The 19,587-nt window shown below is 48.0% G+C and carries 19 protein-coding genes; 14 read left to right on the top strand and 5 right to left on the bottom strand.

Features of this window, described 5'->3' with window-relative positions; all coding sequences use genetic code 11:
• Positions 1-2 precede the first annotated feature (2 nt).
• Positions 3-1,361, bottom strand: a complete 1,359-nt coding sequence (locus K2Y22_09020; GenBank protein MBX9878585.1) for an ACT domain-containing protein — start codon at positions 1,359-1,361, stop codon at positions 3-5.
• Positions 1,362-1,481: 120 nt separating this feature from the next.
• Between K2Y22_09020 and K2Y22_09025 the strand changes: the two genes are divergently transcribed.
• Positions 1,482-1,841, top strand: coding sequence for a hypothetical protein (locus tag K2Y22_09025; protein MBX9878586.1), 360 nt, complete (start codon positions 1,482-1,484; stop codon positions 1,839-1,841).
• Between the two features lie 120 nt (positions 1,842-1,961).
• Positions 1,962-2,261 carry a hypothetical protein gene (locus K2Y22_09030; GenBank protein ID MBX9878587.1) on the top strand — a complete coding sequence of 100 codons (300 nt, stop codon included), beginning with the start codon at positions 1,962-1,964 and terminating at the stop codon, positions 2,259-2,261.
• On the opposite strand, the gene K2Y22_09035 is transcribed toward K2Y22_09030, so the two are convergent.
• Complete coding sequence (locus K2Y22_09035; GenBank protein MBX9878588.1) at positions 2,258-3,436, bottom strand: acetyl-CoA C-acetyltransferase; 1,179 nt, start codon at positions 3,434-3,436, stop codon at positions 2,258-2,260. The genes K2Y22_09030 and K2Y22_09035 overlap by 4 nt on opposite strands.
• A gap of 137 nt (positions 3,437-3,573) precedes the next feature.
• Here K2Y22_09035 and ald point away from each other — a divergent pair, with 137 nt between their 5' ends.
• The 7 genes from ald (at position 3,574) to K2Y22_09070 (ending at position 8,702) form a co-directional block, all read left to right on the top strand.
• Complete coding sequence (gene ald / locus K2Y22_09040; GenBank protein MBX9878589.1) at positions 3,574-4,674, top strand: alanine dehydrogenase; 1,101 nt, start codon at positions 3,574-3,576, stop codon at positions 4,672-4,674.
• Between the two features lie 6 nt (positions 4,675-4,680).
• On the top strand, positions 4,681-5,454 hold the full coding sequence (gene xth, locus K2Y22_09045; protein MBX9878590.1) for an exodeoxyribonuclease III: 774 nt from the start codon (positions 4,681-4,683) through the stop codon (positions 5,452-5,454).
• Between the two features lie 2 nt (positions 5,455-5,456).
• A complete protein-coding gene (locus K2Y22_09050; GenBank protein ID MBX9878591.1) occupies positions 5,457-6,008 on the top strand; it encodes an NUDIX hydrolase in 552 nt (183 codons plus the stop codon).
• A 130-nt stretch (positions 6,009-6,138) separates the two neighbouring features.
• Positions 6,139-7,125 (top strand): threonine/serine dehydratase, encoded by a 987-nt coding sequence (locus K2Y22_09055; protein MBX9878592.1) that lies wholly within the window; start codon positions 6,139-6,141, stop codon positions 7,123-7,125.
• Positions 7,126-7,133: 8 nt separating this feature from the next.
• A complete protein-coding gene (locus K2Y22_09060) occupies positions 7,134-7,823 on the top strand; it encodes an LprI family protein (protein MBX9878593.1) in 690 nt (229 codons plus the stop codon).
• Positions 7,824-7,977: 154 nt separating this feature from the next.
• Positions 7,978-8,325, top strand: a complete 348-nt coding sequence (locus K2Y22_09065; GenBank protein ID MBX9878594.1) for a type II toxin-antitoxin system RelE/ParE family toxin — start codon at positions 7,978-7,980, stop codon at positions 8,323-8,325.
• Positions 8,322-8,702 carry a helix-turn-helix domain-containing protein gene (locus K2Y22_09070; protein ID MBX9878595.1) on the top strand — a complete coding sequence of 127 codons (381 nt, stop codon included), beginning with the start codon at positions 8,322-8,324 and terminating at the stop codon, positions 8,700-8,702. Before K2Y22_09065 ends, K2Y22_09070 begins: the two co-directional genes overlap by 4 nt.
• A gap of 4 nt (positions 8,703-8,706) precedes the next feature.
• Here K2Y22_09070 and K2Y22_09075 read toward each other — a convergent pair whose 3' ends face one another.
• Together K2Y22_09075 and K2Y22_09080 are read right to left on the bottom strand one after the other, a co-directional pair.
• The gene (locus K2Y22_09075; protein MBX9878596.1) at positions 8,707-9,915 is read right to left on the bottom strand and encodes a beta-lactamase family protein; all 1,209 of its coding nucleotides are present in this window, start codon (positions 9,913-9,915) and stop codon (positions 8,707-8,709) included.
• Positions 9,912-10,808: a TIGR01777 family oxidoreductase gene (locus K2Y22_09080; GenBank protein ID MBX9878597.1), complete on the bottom strand. Its 897-nt coding sequence runs from the start codon at positions 10,806-10,808 to the stop codon at positions 9,912-9,914. The genes K2Y22_09075 and K2Y22_09080 overlap by 4 nt, the downstream gene beginning before the upstream one ends.
• Before the next feature lie 345 nt (positions 10,809-11,153).
• Between K2Y22_09080 and K2Y22_09085 the strand changes: the two genes are divergently transcribed.
• From K2Y22_09085 to K2Y22_09105, 5 genes are read left to right on the top strand one after another with little or no spacing between them, the layout of a single operon-like run.
• Positions 11,154-12,455: a hypothetical protein gene (locus tag K2Y22_09085; GenBank protein MBX9878598.1), complete on the top strand. Its 1,302-nt coding sequence runs from the start codon at positions 11,154-11,156 to the stop codon at positions 12,453-12,455.
• 7 nt (positions 12,456-12,462) lie between these two features.
• Positions 12,463-13,713 carry a hypothetical protein gene (locus tag K2Y22_09090; GenBank protein ID MBX9878599.1) on the top strand — a complete coding sequence of 417 codons (1,251 nt, stop codon included), beginning with the start codon at positions 12,463-12,465 and terminating at the stop codon, positions 13,711-13,713.
• On the top strand, positions 13,714-14,334 hold the full coding sequence (locus K2Y22_09095; GenBank protein MBX9878600.1) for a CDP-alcohol phosphatidyltransferase family protein: 621 nt from the start codon (positions 13,714-13,716) through the stop codon (positions 14,332-14,334).
• On the top strand, positions 14,331-15,284 hold the full coding sequence (locus K2Y22_09100; GenBank protein ID MBX9878601.1) for a phosphatidate cytidylyltransferase: 954 nt from the start codon (positions 14,331-14,333) through the stop codon (positions 15,282-15,284). The genes K2Y22_09095 and K2Y22_09100 overlap by 4 nt, the downstream gene beginning before the upstream one ends.
• Positions 15,285-15,309: 25 nt before the next feature.
• Positions 15,310-18,000, top strand: a complete 2,691-nt coding sequence (locus tag K2Y22_09105; protein ID MBX9878602.1) for an AMP-binding protein — start codon at positions 15,310-15,312, stop codon at positions 17,998-18,000.
• A 3-nt stretch (positions 18,001-18,003) separates the two neighbouring features.
• On the opposite strand, the gene K2Y22_09110 is transcribed toward K2Y22_09105, so the two are convergent.
• A complete protein-coding gene (locus tag K2Y22_09110) occupies positions 18,004-19,371 on the bottom strand; it encodes a rhomboid family intramembrane serine protease (protein MBX9878603.1) in 1,368 nt (455 codons plus the stop codon).
• Positions 19,372-19,587: the final 216 nt, after the last annotated feature.

Genomic DNA, 19,587 nt, shown 5'->3' on the forward strand with positions numbered 1-19,587 from the left:
AACTAGTGTTCTTCGTTCCATGCACGCTCAACGGCATTGGCTACTTCTTGGTGGACGGTGCGGTCGAGGATACTCGGCACGATGTCTTTCGCGCGGGTTTGGTCGGCGATGGCGTGGGCGGCGGCTGTCTTCATTTTGTGGGTGAAGTGTTTGGCGCCGGCGGTTAGTGCGCCGCGGAAGAGGCCGGGGAAGGCGAGGGCATTATTTATAGTCCGGCCGTCGGCGGCGAAACTCGCGCCGTTTTCGAGCGCGACTTCGGGGATGATTTCGGGGTCGGGGTTGGATAACGCCAAAATTACTTGGCCTTTACGGACCATTTGTGGAGTGATAAGACCGGGGCAGCCGGTGGTGGCGATTACTATGTCGGCTTTGGACATCAGGTCGGGGATTGTTGTCGGGGTGCCACCGTCGGCTTTTAGTCTATCTAGTGCGTCTTGTCGGAGATCGGCGCCGAGTATTTCTTTGACGCCGAAAGGCATGAGCAATCTGGCAATGCCTGTGCCTGCTGCTCCGAGTCCGATTAGTCCGATACGAGAAGTGTTGAGATTGAGATCTACTCGACGAGCAATTGTGATTAGTGCCGCTAAAACAGCTATAGCTGTACCGTGTTGGTCGTCATGCAAAACAGGGATGTCCAGCGCTTTTTGCAACTTATCTTCAATGTCAAAACATTCCGGCGCAGCAATATCTTCCAGTTGAATCGCTCCGAAAGTGGTGGCAATTGATTTTATGGTGTCAATTACTTCGTTGGTTTTGGTGCTGTCGATTAAGATGGGAACGCCACTTATGCCTACAAGTTGTTCAAATAAAACAGACTTGCCTTCCATAACAGGCATGCCGGCGACAGGTCCGATTTGACCGAGTCCTAAAATTGCTGTTCCGTTGGTAATGATTCCAACTGTGTTGGAAATGCCTGTAAATCGTTTGCTTAATTCGGGTTCTTTCTGTATCAGTTTGCAGATTTGCGCAACTCCCGGTGTGTATATCTTACGCATTTCGTTGATGTTGTTGAGCGGGACGCGGCTTTTCATGCCTATTTTGCCGCCTTCGTGCAATAGCTCAACTGGATCAATTACGTCATCAATAGTGACACCATCGAGTTTTTCGATACTGCAGACGATCTTCTTTAAGTGGTCTTCGTCTTTTAGTTGCAGACTAATTTCACGGACGATGTAGTCCGGTCCTTGCGAGAAGATTGATATTTCGCCGATGTTTGCATCGAGTTCGCCAAGAATGGTGGCAATCTTTGCCAGGTATCCTGGCTTGTCGGTAACTTGTAGGCGCAAAATGCGCAGAATTTTTTGTTCGTTGCTGACAGGCATGTCTGTGTTGTTTCCGCTGTTTTTTTGATTCCGAATCAACAGTGTAACCGACGCAGTATTAACTGCAATAAAGCTAAAAACGGCTTAACAAGCCCGTTTCAGTGTTATTTCTAGATCTAGCAGGGGCACATATCAATTGGATTAGTGGAGCCCATGCACATGTTTACTTTCATCAGACTGGCCGCCATACAGGCCTTGGGTGGCACCCCACGCCACATTCAGAACGAAGAACCGGAGGAAGTGCTAGAAGAACTAGAAGAGAGCGAATTGCACCCGTGGCAACGAGAACTTGATCGACTTGCACATGACGGTCAAGGATCGACCCCTACGAGACGAAGACCGACTGGTTCTTATCTACCAAAGCCCGGACCTCAACGTAAAGCTCTGCCAAAAGCGGGCACGATTGCAGATCTGAAAGTATGGTGGGGAAAAGCGACAACGACATACAGACCGCCGTCAGTCGACGTGAAGCATTTCACGCCGCAGGTGGAAAGAAAGCGGAATCGCTGGTATCCATAATCAAAGTTTTGCCTCGAACCCTCCCATGCCAGAAGCACAAGGGCCTCCATAAAAAGAGGCTCTTGCGTTCATTAAACGGAGTAAATGCTACAATGCGGGATGAGGAGGATTTAAGGTCCCTTGAGAACAAAAAGTAATATTGCTCTTCTAGTTCTGATTCTGTTGGCGACGGCGATTAGTCTAGACCTTCAATTTTCCGGCGAGGCGCTTGCGAAGCCTCGGACTGTGAAGAAGCGTTCGCGTAATTATTTAGTGCCACCACCGCCACCGGTTGTTCTGCCTGCGGCGTATTCGATGGGGCATGGAATTTATCAGGCACCGGTGAAGAAGAATCCGTATAAGAAGTACGTGTATTGTCGGGAGGGCTACGAAGACCCGACGCCGACGAAGGTCAATAAGCACGTTACTTATTGGAATTAGATTTTTTCCAGCACCATAGCGATGCCCATGCCGGAGCCGACGCACAAGCTGACGAGACCGTAGCGCAAGTTGCGGGCTTGGAGTTCCTTACCGAGTGTAAGTATCAAGCGTGTGCCGGACGCGCCGAATGGATGGCCGACGGCAATCGCGCCACCATTTACGTTTACCTTGTTGCGGTCGAGACCTAGCTCTTTCTCACAGGCGAGGTATTGGACGGCGAAGGCTTCGTTTATCTCGATCAAGTCGATATCGTCGAGAGTTAGCTTGGCGCGACGGAGTGCGAGTGGTATCGCGTACACAGGTCCGATACCCATAATTTCTGGTGGCACACCAGTAACTGCCCACGATACGACGCGGCACATCGGCTTCAAGTTCAACTTCTCGGCGTAGTCCATCGATGTGACCATAACAGCGGCAGCACCATCGACGATACCGCAGGCATTGCCGGCTGTTACTGAGCCGTCTTTCTTGAAGACGGGGCGCAACTTGCCGAGCGCTTCCATATTTGTTTCGCGTGCATGTTCGTCTTTGTCGATGATTGTCGTTTTGCCTTTTTTGTCGGTCAAAGTAATCGGCACAATTTCCTGCGCCCAACGACCAGCATCAACTGCTTTTTTAAATCGTGATTGACTCAAACAAGCAAATTCATCTTGCGCTTCTCTGCTGATGTTGAATTTGGTTTGCAAATTCTCAGCTGTTTCGCCCATTGATGCATTCGGCAACGTGTCGCGAATATCCAAGCCGTCGAACAACTCCGCATGACCCATGCGCTGTCCCCAACGCGTGCTCCAGCTCAAGTAGGGCGTCATCGACAAAGCGTCCGTGCCGACGGCGACCGACATCGTTGCCTGGTCCGAGTTGATTAACATGCCCGACTGCGCGACGGCATAAACTCCTGATCCACATAGCAAGTTGAGCGACAAACCTGGTGTTTCCATCTCTAAGCCCGAGCGCAATGCCACGTGGCGTCCAATGTAAATCGTGTCTTTCCCGCTGTGAATGACGTTGCCGACCACTACCTGGTCGACCAGCTGCGGGTCGACGCCCGAGCGCTCAATGGCGCCGCGTGTGGCGTAGACAGCAAGGTCCGTTGCGCTCTGGTTGGCGAGACTGCCGCCGAAAGCCCCAAAGGCTGTGCGTGCGCCGTCAATAATCACAATTTCTTTCTGATTCATTTTTAACATCCGGGTGGTAAAAGATTTAGACAATTCTAAAACAAGTATCAATGGACATCTTGTATCCATAATTGTCACGCTAAAATGAGCGATCTGCTTAGTATTGCAGAATTATGTAGCAATTGGAGGGTCTAGCCTTGGCTAAAGTTGGTGTTCCGAAAGAAATATTGGACAACGAGTACAGAGTCGCTCTAACCACCGCAGGCACAGCCGCCCTGGTTGCTAATAACCACACCGTCTACATTCAAAGTGGAGCCGGTCTTGGCAGTGGCATCACAGACGACGAGTTCAAGAAAGCCGGCGCCAAGATATTGCCGGATGCTCAGTCCGTGTTTGGTGAGTCCGACCTCATCTTGAAGGTCAAAGAGCCGCAAGCCTCCGAAGTAGCCATGCTCCGCAAGGGACAGCTTCTCTTCACGTACCTCCACCTGGCTGCTCACCCGAAACTAACCAACGACCTCTGCAAGACAGGCGCAACCTGTATTGCTTACGAAACAGTTCAAACAGCAAATGGCGCATTGCCATTGCTCACACCAATGAGTGAGATTGCTGGAAGACTAGCTACACAAATCGGTGCCAGCTATTTGGAAAAACCAATGGGTGGTCGCGGTGTTCTTCTCGGCGGCGTTCCTGGTGTTGACCCAGGCGAAGTGATCATCATCGGTGCTGGTATCGTCGGAACCAACGCAGCGAAGATCGCTCTTGGTCTTGGCGCTCGCGTAACAATGTTTGATCTCTCACTCGATCGTCTGCGCTACTTGGATGATATTTTCCACGGTCAAGTAAAAACAGTATTCTCGACAGGTCACTACCTCGATAACTTGCTGCCATCTGCAGATCTCGTTATCGGTGCAGTACTTATCCCAGGCAAACAAGCTCCACGCATCGTCACAGCCGACATGGTTAAGAAGATGAAGCCGGGCGCTGTCATCGTCGACGTATCTGTCGACCAAGGCGGTTGCATCGAGACAATCAAGTCCACCACACACTCCGCACCAACCTATGTTTGGGAAGGCGTCGTACACTACGGCGTCGCCAACATTCCAGGTGCAGTACCGTGGACATCGACTCGTGCATTGACCAACGCTACATTGCCATACGCAATCAAGTTGGCTAACTTTGGCTACCAAGCTACATTGGATGATCCGGCACTCGCTAAGGGCGTCAACATCCACGAAGGCAAGATTACCCACCCAGCTGTTGCTGAAGCAGTTGGTGCCTCGATGGCAACAGCCTAAGACCTGATGGCAAAACTAAAACTCTCTTGCTGGAACGTTAACGGCATCCGTGCGGTAGCCAAAAAAGGCTTCTTCGAATGGATGGAAAAAGACAAAGCCGATATCGTTTGCCTGCAGGAAAACAAAATCTCGGAAGATCAACTCACGCCTGAGTTGTTGAAGCCGAAGGGTTATGCCTCGTATTGGAATCACGCATCAAAGCGTGGCTACAGTGGTACGACTATCTACACGAAGGAAGAACCACTCTCAGTCGCCTACGGCATGGGCAAGCCACGCTTTGACAGTGAAGGTCGCATGCTCGTTGCGGAGTACGCGGACTTCTATCTGCTCAACGTCTACTTCCCCAACGGCAAGAAAAACGAAGAGCGTCTGCAATTCAAACTCGACTTCTATGACGAGTTTTTGAAATTCTGCGGCAAGTTGAAGAAGAAGGGCAAAGGAATTATCGTGTGCGGCGACTTCAACACCGCGCACAAAGAAATTGATCTTGCTCGTCCTAAGGACAATGTAGATGTCTCCGGCTTCTTACCGAGCGAGCGCGCCTGGATGGATGAATTCGTCGAAGCCGGATTCATCGACACATTCCGCGCGTATGACAAAGAACCACACAAGTATTCTTGGTGGCATATGCGTACCGCTGCTCGTGAAAGAAATGTCGGTTGGCGCATTGACTACTTCTTTGCTGAAGACAAGTTGGAGAAGATGCTAAACAATGCGACAATAGAGCATCAAATCCTCGGCTCAGATCACTGCCCTGTAACCCTAACGCTGAAAATCTAGAAATGACACATTCACAATACTGGAGTCTCTTAGAAAGCGAGCAAGTCGCCGACTGTCGAGTCTTCACCGTCAAGCGCAATCTTTCACGCAACGAAGGCAGAAAGAAAGGCACCGAATTCAGCTTCTACGTCATCAAGCCGCACAACTGGATCAACATAATCCCTGTGACGCCGGAAGGCAACGTGATCATGGTGAAGCAATTCCGCCACGGCATTCGTGAGTTAACACTCGAAGTCCCCGGCGGCATGGTAGATCCAGGTGAAGAATCAATGGTGGCTGCGACTCGCGAGCTACTAGAAGAAACCGGATATGTTGCTGAAGAAGTCATTCACCTGGGCACCAATCACCCGAATCCTGCATTGCAAGATAATGTCTGCGATTCTTATGTAGCTCTCAATGTTCGCAAAGTGCAAGATCCTGTGTTTGATACGACCGAAGATATTGAAATCGTGCAAATTCCTTTGAAAGACATTCCAGAGATGATTCGCAAAGGCGAAATCATGCATGCCTTGGTTATCACCGCATTTCACATGCTGGATTTGCACAAGAAATGAAGCTTCCGGTAGGTGTTGTCAGTCTGACCCGTAGGGGCGCATTGCATGCGCCCTTTTCATTAATCGAAGCTGGGGTTTACTCAGGAACCTAACCCGTTCATAATACGTTTTGATTAACGGGGATTCGTCGATGCTAATAAGCCAAGAAGAGATTAAAGCAGCTGCCGCCCGTTTAGCTCCGTACCTGGAGCCCACGCCGGTAATTCGCTCTCGCCGTCTCAGTAAGGCTCTTGATGCCGAAGTATTTCTAAAACTCGAAATCTTTCAACCTACGCACTCATTTAAAGTACGTGGCGCCTTCAATGCAATTCTCGCTCTTCCTGAAGACGTTCGCAAGAAAGGTGTTGTCACCGCATCTGGTGGCAATCATGGACTGGGTGTCGCGCTTGCCTGTTCAACTCTCAATATTCCCTGCAAGGTTTACTTGCCCACTGGCACTCCCAACGTAAAAGTAAACGCCATCAACCAGTTGCAAGCGCAAGTAACTCTACACGGTCAAGTGTGGGATGACGCCAACAAGTTAGCTCAGGATGTCGCGCGCAAAGATGGCAAAGCTTACATCCACCCATTCAACGATCCCAAAGTAATGGCTGGTCAAGCAACTATTGCCACAGAGTTATTTGATCAAGTGAAAAACATTGATGTAATCATCGCCTCCATCGGTGGTGGTGGACTCATCTCCGGCATCATCTCCGCGGTCAAACACTTTAGCCCCAAGACTCGTGTCTACGGCGTAGAAACACAAGGTGCCGACTCCATGTCCTGCAGCTGGAAAGCCGGCAAAATTGTCGAACTCCCCGCTATAACATCCGTAGCCGAAAGCATCGGCGCTAAGCGTACCGAACAACCTCAATTTGACATTATCTACAACAACATCGAAGACATCGCCGTCGTATCCGATCAATCCGCAATCGCTTCACTACTCGAACTTCTCGCCGAAGACAAAATACTTGTCGAGCCCGCAACATCATGCTCCGTCGCCGCGCTTACAGGTGTCCTCATTCCAATTAAGGAAGGTGAACGAGTAGCCGTAATTATGTGTGGTGGCAACGTCAATCCGGATAAAGTATTTGCCTGGGCTAGTGAATATTCAAAAGATAGAAATTCACTGATGTAGGAGTCGTGATGAAAAAATCCAACTTAATCGTCCTTGGTGTAACGTTGCTATTGGCGACTCCCGTTACTGCACAGGATCAAATGCAGCTAGGCAATATGGCGGCCAAAGATTCACGCAGCGCGGATAAAGCTTTAAACAAGACGTATCAGCTAGTCTTGCTGAAATATTCAGACAATAGTCAATTCATCTCAAAGCTCAAACAAGCGGAGCTTGCCTGGATCAAATTTCGAGACGCATACACGGACTCCGTCTTCCCAGAAGCAAAAACCAACCCCGATTACTACGGCTCTGCATTTGATATGTGTTGGTCCGCTACGGTCGCTCAGCAAACGACACAACGTACTAGCGATCTGAAAAAGCTTCTTGGCGGTCCTCCGGCAATTGTTACTGACACAAAGAACAAGCTAGCCGCGGCAAGCGCTGAAGTCGGTAGGTTGTATCAATCAGCCGTGAAAGTAAAACACGACGATGAACCTTCATTCGCCGCCAAATTCAAGAAAGCCCAAGACGCCTGGTCCGCATTCGCCAATGCTGATGCCGACGCATGGTCTGCCCTCGCTTCTGCTACAGGTAAGGACGCAACGAAGTTGTCCCGCTTGTGCGAGTTAAATCAGCTCCGTGCCAAATCTTTGAATGAATGGATAAAAGGCATACCCGAAGGCGACGTCTGCACCGGCAGCCGCAAAGTACAAGAATAGAACTCAAGTCGCCCGCTTTGATTCAAAGAGATAAAGTCCGAAAATATAATCTCGTCGCATTGAACTTTTTGAACGTTTTTCCGTAATTAAAGTAACGGGGGAGCGTAAGTTTTGGCGGAGGTTGACAGTATGCCAAAACTGGCATAATATTGAAATGAGAAAGCCTGCAAAATGGGTCAATGATTCGGTTAAGTCGGAGGTTAGAAGCTGGACTTCTTCTGCGAGAAAAAAGGTTGGAAGACAACTAGCCACGGTTCAAAAAGGTGAACAGCCTGATCACTATCGCGAAATGCCAAGCATTGGTCTTGGTGTCAGAGAGATCAAAGTAATTGATGATGGCGATCAATACAGGCTTATTTATGTAGCTAAGTTTGTAGAGGCAGTCTACGTTCTCCATGCAATTACACGAAAGAAAACTCAAAAAACTTCCAAGAACGACATTGATCTAGCTAGAGTTCGATATATAGCGCTAATTGAACTAAGAAAAGGACTATTGCCATGAAAAAAGAAGAATTGCAGATTAGCGGAAGTGGAGATGTATTTATCGATTTGGGTTTTTCAGAGGAAGAAGCTGCTGAATTAAACATCCATACCTATTTGACTTGGGCAATTCGAGATGCGGTAAAGACAAATGGCAGCAGGCAAGCTGTCATAGCTAAAAAGCTGGGAATTGATCAACCAAAGGTATCCAAAATACGCAATGGCAACACTGATGAATTTTCTATTGGACGCTTGGCTGGGTTTTTGCTTAACATGGGATATGACATACATATCGGCATAACACCACCGAACGTAGATACTGATTCGCGCGGAAAAATTCGGCTGATTGATCCGAAGAAGCGCCGGAAGCCAACAAAAAAGCACCACGCAACAGCCTAAGACTTTATTTCTTCGGCAACGCCTTCACCAATGACACGAAATCCGGAAAGTCGTCTTCAGCGCTTTTGTTACTAGTAGCCTCGATTTGCCGCACGGCGACCAGCTGGTCAGCCGGGAAAACAACTAGAGATTGTCCCAAGTATCCGTTGGCGCTATAGCCGACTGCTGGTCCTTGAATGGTGTTGGCTGGCGGCATCTGTTTGGATGCGCGTGCTTGTTTCCATTTTTGGTAGTCGGATTCGCCTAAAGTATCTTTGACGATAGTTTGGTATTCGTCAGAAGTCCAACTGCCACCACGCAATGTGCCTAGTCGCGCCACGAGATCCGGCAAAACTCTTGTGCTCTGCCATCTCTGAATTGTCGCATCGTCGATTGTTACTTTGGTCCAATCCGGTATTAGCCACCAGAGAAGTCCGCATGATTTATCCATGGCTTGCCCAGGTTGGGTCGAGTCATTTACCCAGCGCTCGCTAATTATCTGAACACCATTCCACTTACCCTTATTGAGCATAAGTTGTCCAAGCTTGGCTAAGTCCATTGCCTTAATCTGCAGTCCGGACATCGCATGAGGATTGCCGCCCTTGTCGTGATCCCAGGCAAAATTGGCAATGCCGAGTGGCGCAAAAATTTCCTGAGCGAAGTATTGATCCATTCTTAAACCGGAAGATCTTTTGATGACGCCGGCAAGCAAGTTAACAGCTTTGTTGTTGTATCGAAAAACCGTGCCCGGCTCTTCGACAACTTCTGCTGCTATTGCTAGTTGCAAGAAATTTGGACTACGATAAATCTCCTCTGTTGTCGGTTCGGACTGCAGTCCGGATGTGTGGTTGAGCAAATGTCTAACTGTTATGCGCTCTTTGCGTCCTTGCCACCACTCGGGATAAAACCTATAAACCCGCTCATCGAGCGATTGGATTTTGCCTTGATCAATTAGTCTGCCGATGCCCATACTAACAATGGATTTAGTAATGGACATTGATTCAATTGGTTTGGCTTGTTTGCCGAAATACCATTCTCCAACCACTTTGCCATTTTTCAAAACTACCATTGCATCCGTGTGAGTTTCTCTGGCGCGCGTTACTAAAGTATTTAGAGCATCAGCATCTATGCCCTCCTGGGCTGGATCTCCGACTGGCAGCGTGATGGCACTCAGCGCTGTTGCCGGTGAAGAAAATGCAACCAGAGCTGCGAGGACGCTAAGTATTCTTTTCATTTTGCCTTTCCTAGTAAGTGCCGTAAGGATTGTTCGAGAGTCGGATACTGAAATTGGAAGCCATTTTCTTCAAGCTTAGCCGGCTGGAGACGTTGGCTGGATAGTAGCAATTCATCGGCCATTTCTCCCATCATCAACCGTGCTGCCGGCGCTGGTAGTGGCAACAAAGTTGGTCGCATAAGCACCTTGCCGAGCACTTTCGTGAATTCTGCATTGGTTACCGGATGCGGTGCCGCCGTGTTGATTGGGCCTTCTAGGTTCGAAGACATAATTGCGCGATGAAACGCCCGCGCTACATCTTCCAAGTCGATCCAAGACATGTACTGCTTGCCCGAGCCAAGAATGCCGCCACCGCCCATTTGAAATATCGGCAGCAAACGTGACATTGCTCCGCCTTTAGGACTCAATACAACCCCGATACGCATCAGCGCAACACGAATGCCCTTAGAAGATGCGGGCTCAGTTGCCGCCTCCCATTCCTGCACTACATTAGCCAAAAATCCAGTACCAATAGTAGATGACTCTGTAAGTACTTCGTCGCCACGATTGCCGTAATATCCGAGTGCCGATGCGTTTACTAAAACTGAAGGTGGTGAGGAAAGCGTCGCAAGCGTTGATGATAAAAGACGCGTGCTATTAACTCGACTATCACGAATCAGCTTTTTCTTTGCATCAGTCCATCTGTCTGACGCGATATTTTCACCAGCTAAATTGACGACAGCATCAAATCCTTCAAGCTGGGCCGAATCAAGCACATTTTCCTCAGGACTCCAAAAGAGTTCGCCGGCTTTCTTAACACGAAGAAGCCGTGACACCTGGTGACCGCCGGCAGTCAGTATATCTGTCAGCGCAGTCCCGACGAGTCCCGTCGCACCTGCTATAGCGATTTTCATAGTCTGTCCCCGGTTATTGCCCTGCCAATTACATCATCGCCCAAGTGAAAGCGGCAAATCCCGGTCCCGTGATGAAAGTTTAAAAAGATTCATGATTGCCAAATTGCCAAGCGGCAAATTATGCCCGTAAAACTTGACGGGCTTAAGGCTGGCAAGGGCTTCAAACGGTAAAATTTGGGGATGCTTTTCAACAGCTTTTCCTATCTGTTGTTTTTGCCGATTGTGGTCGCGCTCTTTTGGCTGTGCCCACAGCGCTTTCGGCCGTTCTTGCTGTTGATTGCGAGCTATGTCTTCTACATGACTTGGAAGCCAATTTACGGTCTGCTCATTTTGGGGCTGACTGTAATGAACTTCGCTTTCGGGTTCTTCATCAATAAAAGTTCGAAGTATCGCAAGCTCTTGCTTGGTTTTGCCGTTGCAGCCAATTTATTGGTGCTCGCATATTACAAGTACGCATACTTTGCTATTGAAGTTGCTAATGACCTCTTAAAACCGTTAGGCAAAAGTCTGCCAGACCTCACAATGCAAATTCTTTTGCCACTGGGGATCTCATTTTTCGTATTTGAATTCATCCATTACGTGACTGATGTCTACAAGGGCAGTCAACCGGTTAAATCATTTGTTGACTTCGCGTTGTTTGCAAGTTTCTTCCCGACGCAGATAGCCGGACCGATCAAACGCTATCAAGATTTCATCCCACAGCTTTCCGCAAAACTGAAATTCGATTGGGCAAACGTAGACGAAGGCATCAACTTAATTGTCTTTGGTTTGTTCAAGAAAGTAATTTTTGCGGACAACTTATCTGCAGTGGTACAGAGCGCATTTCAAACTCCGCAGTTGCTTTCTAGTGTCGATGCCTGGATGGCTGTCTACGCATTTGCTTTCCAGATTTACTTCGACTTCTCCGGTTACACGGATATCGCTCGTGGCTCCGCCCAGCTATTCGGCTACAAAGTACCGCTCAACTTCAACCTGCCATATCTAGCTTCGTCAATTGCCGACTTCTGGCATCGCTGGCATATTTCATTGTCCACGTGGTTGCGCGACTATCTCTTCATTCCTTTAGGTGGCAGCCGCTGCTCTAAGATTTTCAACTACCGCAACTTATTCATTACGATGGTTCTTGGTGGTCTCTGGCACGGTGCGGCAATGCACTTTGTGGCTTGGGGTGCATATCAGGGCATTATGCTTATTGCTCATAAAGAATTCCAAAGTATGATGAAAAACTTTGCTTGGTGGCAGCAAGTTGTTAAATCAAAAGCGTTTCACATCTTCTCTATCGTATTGACCTTCCATGTAGTGTGTATCGGCTGGGTATTTTTTCGCGCCGACAACATGAGTATCGCAATGGAAATCATCAAGAGACTTTTCTTCCTTGGTCAGTATCCTGCCGGTGTTACAGCATGGAGTTTGTCGCTGCCGAGTGTGCATGACCCGGTTGTATTCTTGCTCTTGCCGGTAATTCTTGTTGTGCTGTTTATTGGACAACTTATCGCCGGTAAACTTGCATCACTTGGTCTTGCAAGTCCGTATAAGGCGCCGACATTGCCGCGCGGTTGGCAAGCCGTTTATTTGACGGTGATGATTTGTTTGTTGATAGCATTTTCGCCGGATGGTTCGCCAAAGTTTATTTATTTCCAGTTCTAAGGACGCAATGACCGAAAACGAGACGAGCGCTAAATCAAAAATTACGATTCGCACAAGCCAATTGGTATGGGCGCTCGGGCTTTTTGTCGTCGCAAACATTGCGTTGCTTAAGTGGCAGCCTCTGTCAAAAGTTGATCCTGAAAGTTTGCCTGCTGCTCACACATGGATATGGTGGGCAGCAAAAGAGCTGGCTCAGCAACAGCAAGGTCCCGACATTGCATTGATGGGTTCATCCTTTATGATGCATCCGCTTGCACTTAGAGATGCGGACTACCTGAAGAAAGACTTCGACTTCGTTCACCATCACTACTCTTCCTATTTGGAAGATTCGCTCAAGCAGCATCTCGGCGTTCGCAAAGCCCAGTGCTTCAACTTCGCCATGCCCGGCGGCATGATTTCCGATCATTACATGATTACGCGTACTCTTTTAAGCGGTAGCAAAAAGCCGCGCGTCATAGTCATTGGTGCAGGTGTTCGTGACTTCATGGATAAGCACGTAAGCTGTGCCGCAGCCACGCGCCCATTTAAATATCTTCAGCGCTATACAGAAATCGATGATCTCGTTGGAATCGCCATGCCGCAAATCTGGCAACAAGCCGATTACTGGCAAGGTCGCGGTATCTACCTCTGGGGCAAGAAAATGGACTTCCAGGTTGTTGCTTGTGACTGGGCAAGAAAAGTTTTCAACCCGTTGTTGGACAAATACTGCGTTAAGAGTCCACTTAATGACATAGATCAAACTCGCAATGCTCCATCAAATATGCGCATGGAAGCGGAAGAAGGTCTCTACATCGTCAAGGCAGATGCTCCTTATAAATTTGACGACAACACGCGCGAATACATGAGCCGTTACGGCAACGGCAATGACAAATTATTGGAAAACCAAAAGCTCTGGCTGGATAAACTCTTGCAATTAGCAAGAGATCAAAACATCGAAGTTCTCCTCGTAAGCATGCCCGCCACTCCAGCCAATATGCAATTGATGCCGCCAGGCGCATACAACAAATTCATCACCGCCATGCGTGAAGCCAGCCAAAAATGGAATGTGCAACTAGTCGACTTGAATGGTGGCACAGGCTTCGGAGACAAGTTTGACAAGTTGGATTTCTCGGACACTGCTCACATGAACGGTCGCGGTGGTAAGAAGCTGATTGATGCTATTAATGTTGCAATTTGTCGCGATAAGCGACTGGCAAATGCGCTAAACCAGGATAATAACGCTAATATCCAACTGGCAGGCAGCAACAAGACGCATTAAATGGGCATTTACGGTATAAAACCCTGGTTTCGCCAACAACTGCAACCGCTTATCAAACTTCTTTGGAACGTGCATCCCGACGTTCTGACGTGGGCAGCGCTATTCTTGTCATGTGTCGCCGGCGATCTTTTCTACTTGTCTGATGATGAACCCTGGTATGCGTTAGTGGCTGCGGTATTATTATTTATCCGATTGGCATTGAATGCTTTGGATGGACTGCTCGCGCAACAAACCGGCAAAGCAAGAGTTGCAGGTGAAGTTCTCAATGAGATGACCGATCGTTTTGCTGATCTGGCAATCTTTGCCGGTCTGATACTTTGCCCTCTTACAGACAAGACAATTGGCGTGGCTGCACTAATTCTAATTTTGCTAGTCAGTTACACAGGCATTCTAGGCAAAGCAGTTGGAGCAGAACGTGTTTATTCCGGCATCCTGGGAAAAGCCGACCGCATGATTTATCTTATGATTGCTTGTATCGCATATGATATTGAGCCGCATTTGCATATTGGTGGTTATACGATTTACACAGTCCTGATGCTTATCTTTATACCGATGGCAATAATAACAATTGCACAGCGTTTGCAACGCATACTCTTCTTGGTTAAGGAGAGGAAGGCTTGACTCTTGATCCAATTGTGCAGCGCACGCTTATCATTGTTGCCGGTTTCTTTATTGCAGCAGGACTAGGTGTATTTGGAGCTGAACTCAAAGGTGGAAAGCCGGATGAAAATTTGCGCAAGCGTTATTTCGCTTGGTACATGATTGCGCCGGTTGTCCTTATCCCTTCATACTTTGGTGGATTGCCATTTGCTGTTTTGGTTTGCACGTTAGCATTGTGGTGCCTGCGTGAATTCTTTGGTGTCGTCAACTTGTCTGACACACCGGCTTTTCGTTGGGTGGGACGACTAGGCGGCATTGCACTTATTCTTGCCGCATTTCTTGAGACAACACCGAATTTGATTAGCCTTGAAGCATTGGGCTTTGGACGACCATTTTTCTTTTATGTGCTGCCTGTATTTATCATCATGCTTGTCTTGAGCACGCCCGTATTATTACAACGCTACGAAGGCATGTTAGCCAAAGAAGCATTCACGATATTCGGCATTCTCTACTTCGGATGGTTCTTGGGACACTTGGTATTTCTCCGTAATTTGAACGATGGTTTTGGATGCATCATTTACTTGACTATGTCTGTTGCCCTCAATGATGTCATGGCATATACCGTGGGACGCATTTGTGGCAAGCACAAACTAGCACCGCTCATCAGCCCGAAAAAGACAGTGGAAGGCGCCATCGGCGGTCTTGTTGGTTCGTTAATAGCAGCCGCAATTTTCGGCTACGCCGTGCCGACACTCAACGCTTGGCAGTTGGTCGGTGCCGCCGTCTCGATAAGCATTGCCGCACCTCTTGGAGATCTAATTATTTCAGTCATAAAACGTGATATGTCCGTAAAGGATTCTGGTAACCTTATTCCAGGGCACGGTGGGTTATTAGATAGATGCGACAGCATCATCTTTGCTACTCCGGTATTCTATTATTACGTCTTGTTCATCGAGGTTTTTTCTCACTAGTTTTTGGCAATAGCCCGGAGCTTGTATGACTAAATTCAGTAACCTGCAGGAACTCTTTTTAGCTGCCAGTGCGCGTTGGAAAAAGAAACCTGCGTTTCGTCACATCATCAACGGCAGAGTTCGTGAATACAAGTACGAAGACCTGACGAAGCTTTCTTATCGTGGAGCGCAGAATTTAGCAGCACGTGGGCTGAAAGCCGGCGATTACATTTCTATCTGGTCGGAGAATTGCCCCGAGTGGTTGATTGCCGCGTTGTCCGCATTTCGTCTTGGACTGGTGTTGGTGCCGCTCGACGCACGCTCAAAAATAAGCGAAGTCCTGCCCGTAATCGAAAGGGCAAAACCAAAGCTTGTGCTCTGCGGGCGTAAACAATTTGTGCGAATCTCGGACAAATTACCTGCTGAGCAAGTAGCTGTTTTGGAAAGTGTGCTTGCTGAACACAATGAGTCTATTACACCTAAACTTCATACTTCATTGCCGTCAGACCCAGCACTGATTGTTTTTACGTCAGGAACATCAGGTGCATCTAAGGGTGTAGTGCTCACTCACAACAATATTGTTTCAAACATCAAATCAGTCTGCGCAAGCTATGACGTGAGCGATGAAGATAGATTGTTGTCTATACTCCCGTTGTCCCACATGCTCGAATTTACAGGCGGTTGCTTGGGACCACTCAACAATGGCTCGACTATTATTTACAGCCAGTTGAAAGGACCAGCCCATCTCAAGGCGCTGCTTAAGACGGAAAAGATATCCGTGCTTATGGGAACACCGATGGTGTTTCAAATGTTGCTCAATGCAATTGAAGCCGAAATTGAAAAACAACCGCGTTCCAAACAAATTGCAATACAGGCAGCTAAGCAAATAATCAAAGTCAGACCAAAAATGGCGTCTGTGCTTTTCAAGGAAATTCACAAGGAGCTCGGTGGCAAAATCAAATTCTGGTTGTCCGGTGGAGCGCCGACACCGCCTGAAGTTATCACTGGGCTTGGCTCTTACGGCATCAATTTGCTGACCGGCTACGGTCTAACAGAAGCGGCTCCAATTGTTGCTGCCAATCGCACTTACAGTAAAAAATCCGATACAGTCGGACTACCTATCAATGGTGTTGAAGTAAGAATTCACGAACCAAACGCCGAAGGTATTGGCGAAATAATTGTGCGTGGTCCAAACGTCATGTCGCACTATTTCGAAAATCCGGAAGAGACGGACAAAGCTTTACGCAATGGTTGGTTGCACACGGGCGACAGCGGCTTCATCGACAAAGATGGACATTTGCACATTACCGGTCGATTGAAATTCATGATCGTCACCGCTGGTGGCTACAATGTCTATCCGGAAGAAATTGAAGATGCGCTCCTCAAGAGCCCACTTATTAAAGAAGCTTGTGTCTTTGGACGCAAAGGGCCACAGGGCGAAAAACCATTTGCGGTTGTTGTGATCAACGACAACGCGAAAGCTTGGCCGGATGGTGAAGAGAAGGTGAGACAAGCTATCACCCAGTGCATGTCTGAGCTTGCTGATTACAAAGCCTTGGCTGGATTCCAAATTTGGGATCATGATCTGCCGCGTACTGCTACGACAAAAGTGAAGCGCGGCGAAGTGCAGAGGCTATTTGAACTCAATCAGCAAAAGGATGAATCAGGTGTTCCTGAACAACCAATTGATTGGGATGAAGACGGACTTATCGTTTGCCGTCAAATAGGCGATGTAATGGATCCAAACGTATTGCGTGCCATAAGTCCATCGGACTCTCGTGAGTTTCTACCGACAGCCAATCTCGAAGGGGATTTTGGACTAGACTCATTTGCTCGTCTTGAACTTGCATGCCGTCTTGAAGAGAAATTCTCCATCAATCTGCCTGAAGACTCTCTGCAAGATGTGCAGACCGTCGACGATCTTGTCGTCCTGGTGAAGAGCGTCAAAGGACACCAAGCTGCCGGCGAAACAAGTAGCGACCCAACTGCAGAAGTCGAGCCGCTTGTACCAAGTGAGCCGTGGCCGAGAAAATGGGTGGAAGTCAAAAACCTTCCATTTAGAGACGAGCCAATCCTCGCTCATGCTCGCCGTGCAATGGGCATTGGTCTCAAAGCATTCGTTAAAATCTACAACCAGCACGAAACAGAAGGCGCTGACCGCTTATTGTTAGATCCGCCATTCATCGTCGCGGCAAATCACACCAGCCACTATGACACTTTGGCTGTGTTGATGAGCTTCCCATCAAGCCATCTAAGATATGTTCACCCGGTTGCCGCCGCCGATTACTTCTTCGGCAATCAATTCATGGCGACTTTCTCATCGTATGTAATCAATGCTGTACCATTCGAAAGATTTGGCAACTTCGAAGAAAGCCTGAAAGAATGCGAAGCCTTGCTGAAGCAAGGACGCATTTTGGTTATCTTCCCCGAAGGCACACGCTCCATGACTGGCGAACTAGGCGTCTTCAAACCAGGCGCTGCCAAACTGGCAATTGCAACAGGAGCGCCAATTGTCCCTGCCTACATTCACGGTGCTTATGATGTCCTGCCAAAAGGCAGCCACATGATCCACCCAGCACACGTCAAAGTCTCCTTCGGTTTGCCCATCTACCCCGAAGCCGGTCGCGCCGACTTACGCGCCAGCCAAGAATTGACTAAGCGCGTGCGTCAAGCCATAGCTGACTTAGCTGAAGGTGTCAAAGCCGAAGAAGCTGAACGGTCAGCTGCTAAGGCGTGATAACTAATCTGTTGATCGTTTCAAATTGAACAGTTGGTGTTCCCAAGGTTCAGGTTTATAACAAAGTCTGCTTGCTTTTAATTGATCACTGCTGATTTCGTTTTCTTTTCCTAGTTGAGAAAGTATGCCGGCTCTGTGATAGTAGAAAGCTCCGTCGTCCTTTTTCAGCCCGATAGCTGTGTTGACGGCTTCAAGCGCAGCTTGATAGCGGCCAAGTCCAAAAAGAACTACAGCTCTTGTATCGTGCGATGTCGGCAGGTTTTTGTCCAAGGCAATTGCCTTATTAATATCTGTCAGCGCCTTGTCATATTCTTTGAGTGCTGCATAACTCCATGCACGGTTGTTATAGGCAAGAGCCTTTTCTGGATTTAGCTTGATAGCTATATCTAGGTCTAGGATGGCAGCTCTTTCATTGCCCAGATGGTGATTGGCAATTGAGCGTGTCAAAAGAATTGCTTGGTCATTGTTTTCAACTGCGAGGACTTTGTTGCAGTCGTCTATTACTTCGGGAAATTGTTTGAGCTCCATCAATATCGGAGCCCGTGTACCAAGCAATGAAACCGTCTCCGGATATTTTTTAAGAGCAGCATTTATCAAATTGAGAGCTTCGTCATTCTTGTGAGCAGCAGCAAGAGTTGCCGCTTGTTGTTCGATTGCTAATACATGCAATCTACTGCTTGATGAAAGAGTTTTGGTTTCCCAGAGAAAGAGTCCAACTGGTATCGAGAAGCCTAAAAGGAGAGATATAGTGGCGAGATGTTGCCATTTTTTAGTTTGCATCGGTGACAGTGCGCACCATGAGCCAAGTATCATGCCGATTTGTAGTCCGCCAATGTGGTTGGCATTGTCCGTACCAGGTGTTACGACTCCTAGCAGAACTGCATACATGGCGACAGCGATTACAACTATGCTGGATAACGATTTCTTTTGCGTGGCATCTAGTTTGCCGCGCATCCATGTGCAGATGGCATAACAACCAAGCATCCCGAAAATGCCACCGGAAATACCGCATGAAATTACTGTGGGATCCCAGAGTATGCTCGCAAGCGATCCACCAAGGATTGAAAGTAAAAGCGTGACGAGGTATCTCTTCGAGCCGATAAGTTCTTGTAGCATCGGGCCTAGTACCGCTAGAGCCCATAAGTTCATAGAAAGGTGAATAGGACCTCTATGAATAAATGCCGCACTAAAAATTCTCCAGTATTGCTCAAGGACAATTGTGTAAGGCGCAAAGTTAGCTCCAAACTTAAGTAGAAGTGGAGGCTTTAGTAATAAGACAGAAGTGAAGTGCGTAGATGCAACCGCTGCAAAATAGACTGCCAAGTTGGCAGCGATAATCGCTAGCGTTGTTTTGCTATCTATGAGTTTCATTGTGTTAGTCTATCTCATCTTTTGCGCTTGTCGAGAGAAAAGTGTGCGTCGTCGGGAAACCCCACTGAAGACGGAAAATTGTTGTTGCATTAAGCCATTTTCAAGCGCATAATTTCAACCCCTCAAAACTCAATCGCAGATATGAATAGTTGCACTTGATGCGAAATGTATGGAATAGAGTAAATCTGTTCTGTAGCGATGCATTTCAATTTCGGT

The organism is Candidatus Obscuribacterales bacterium, from assembly GCA_019744775.1.
GTDB lineage: Bacteria > Cyanobacteriota > Vampirovibrionia > Obscuribacterales > Obscuribacteraceae > SBAT01.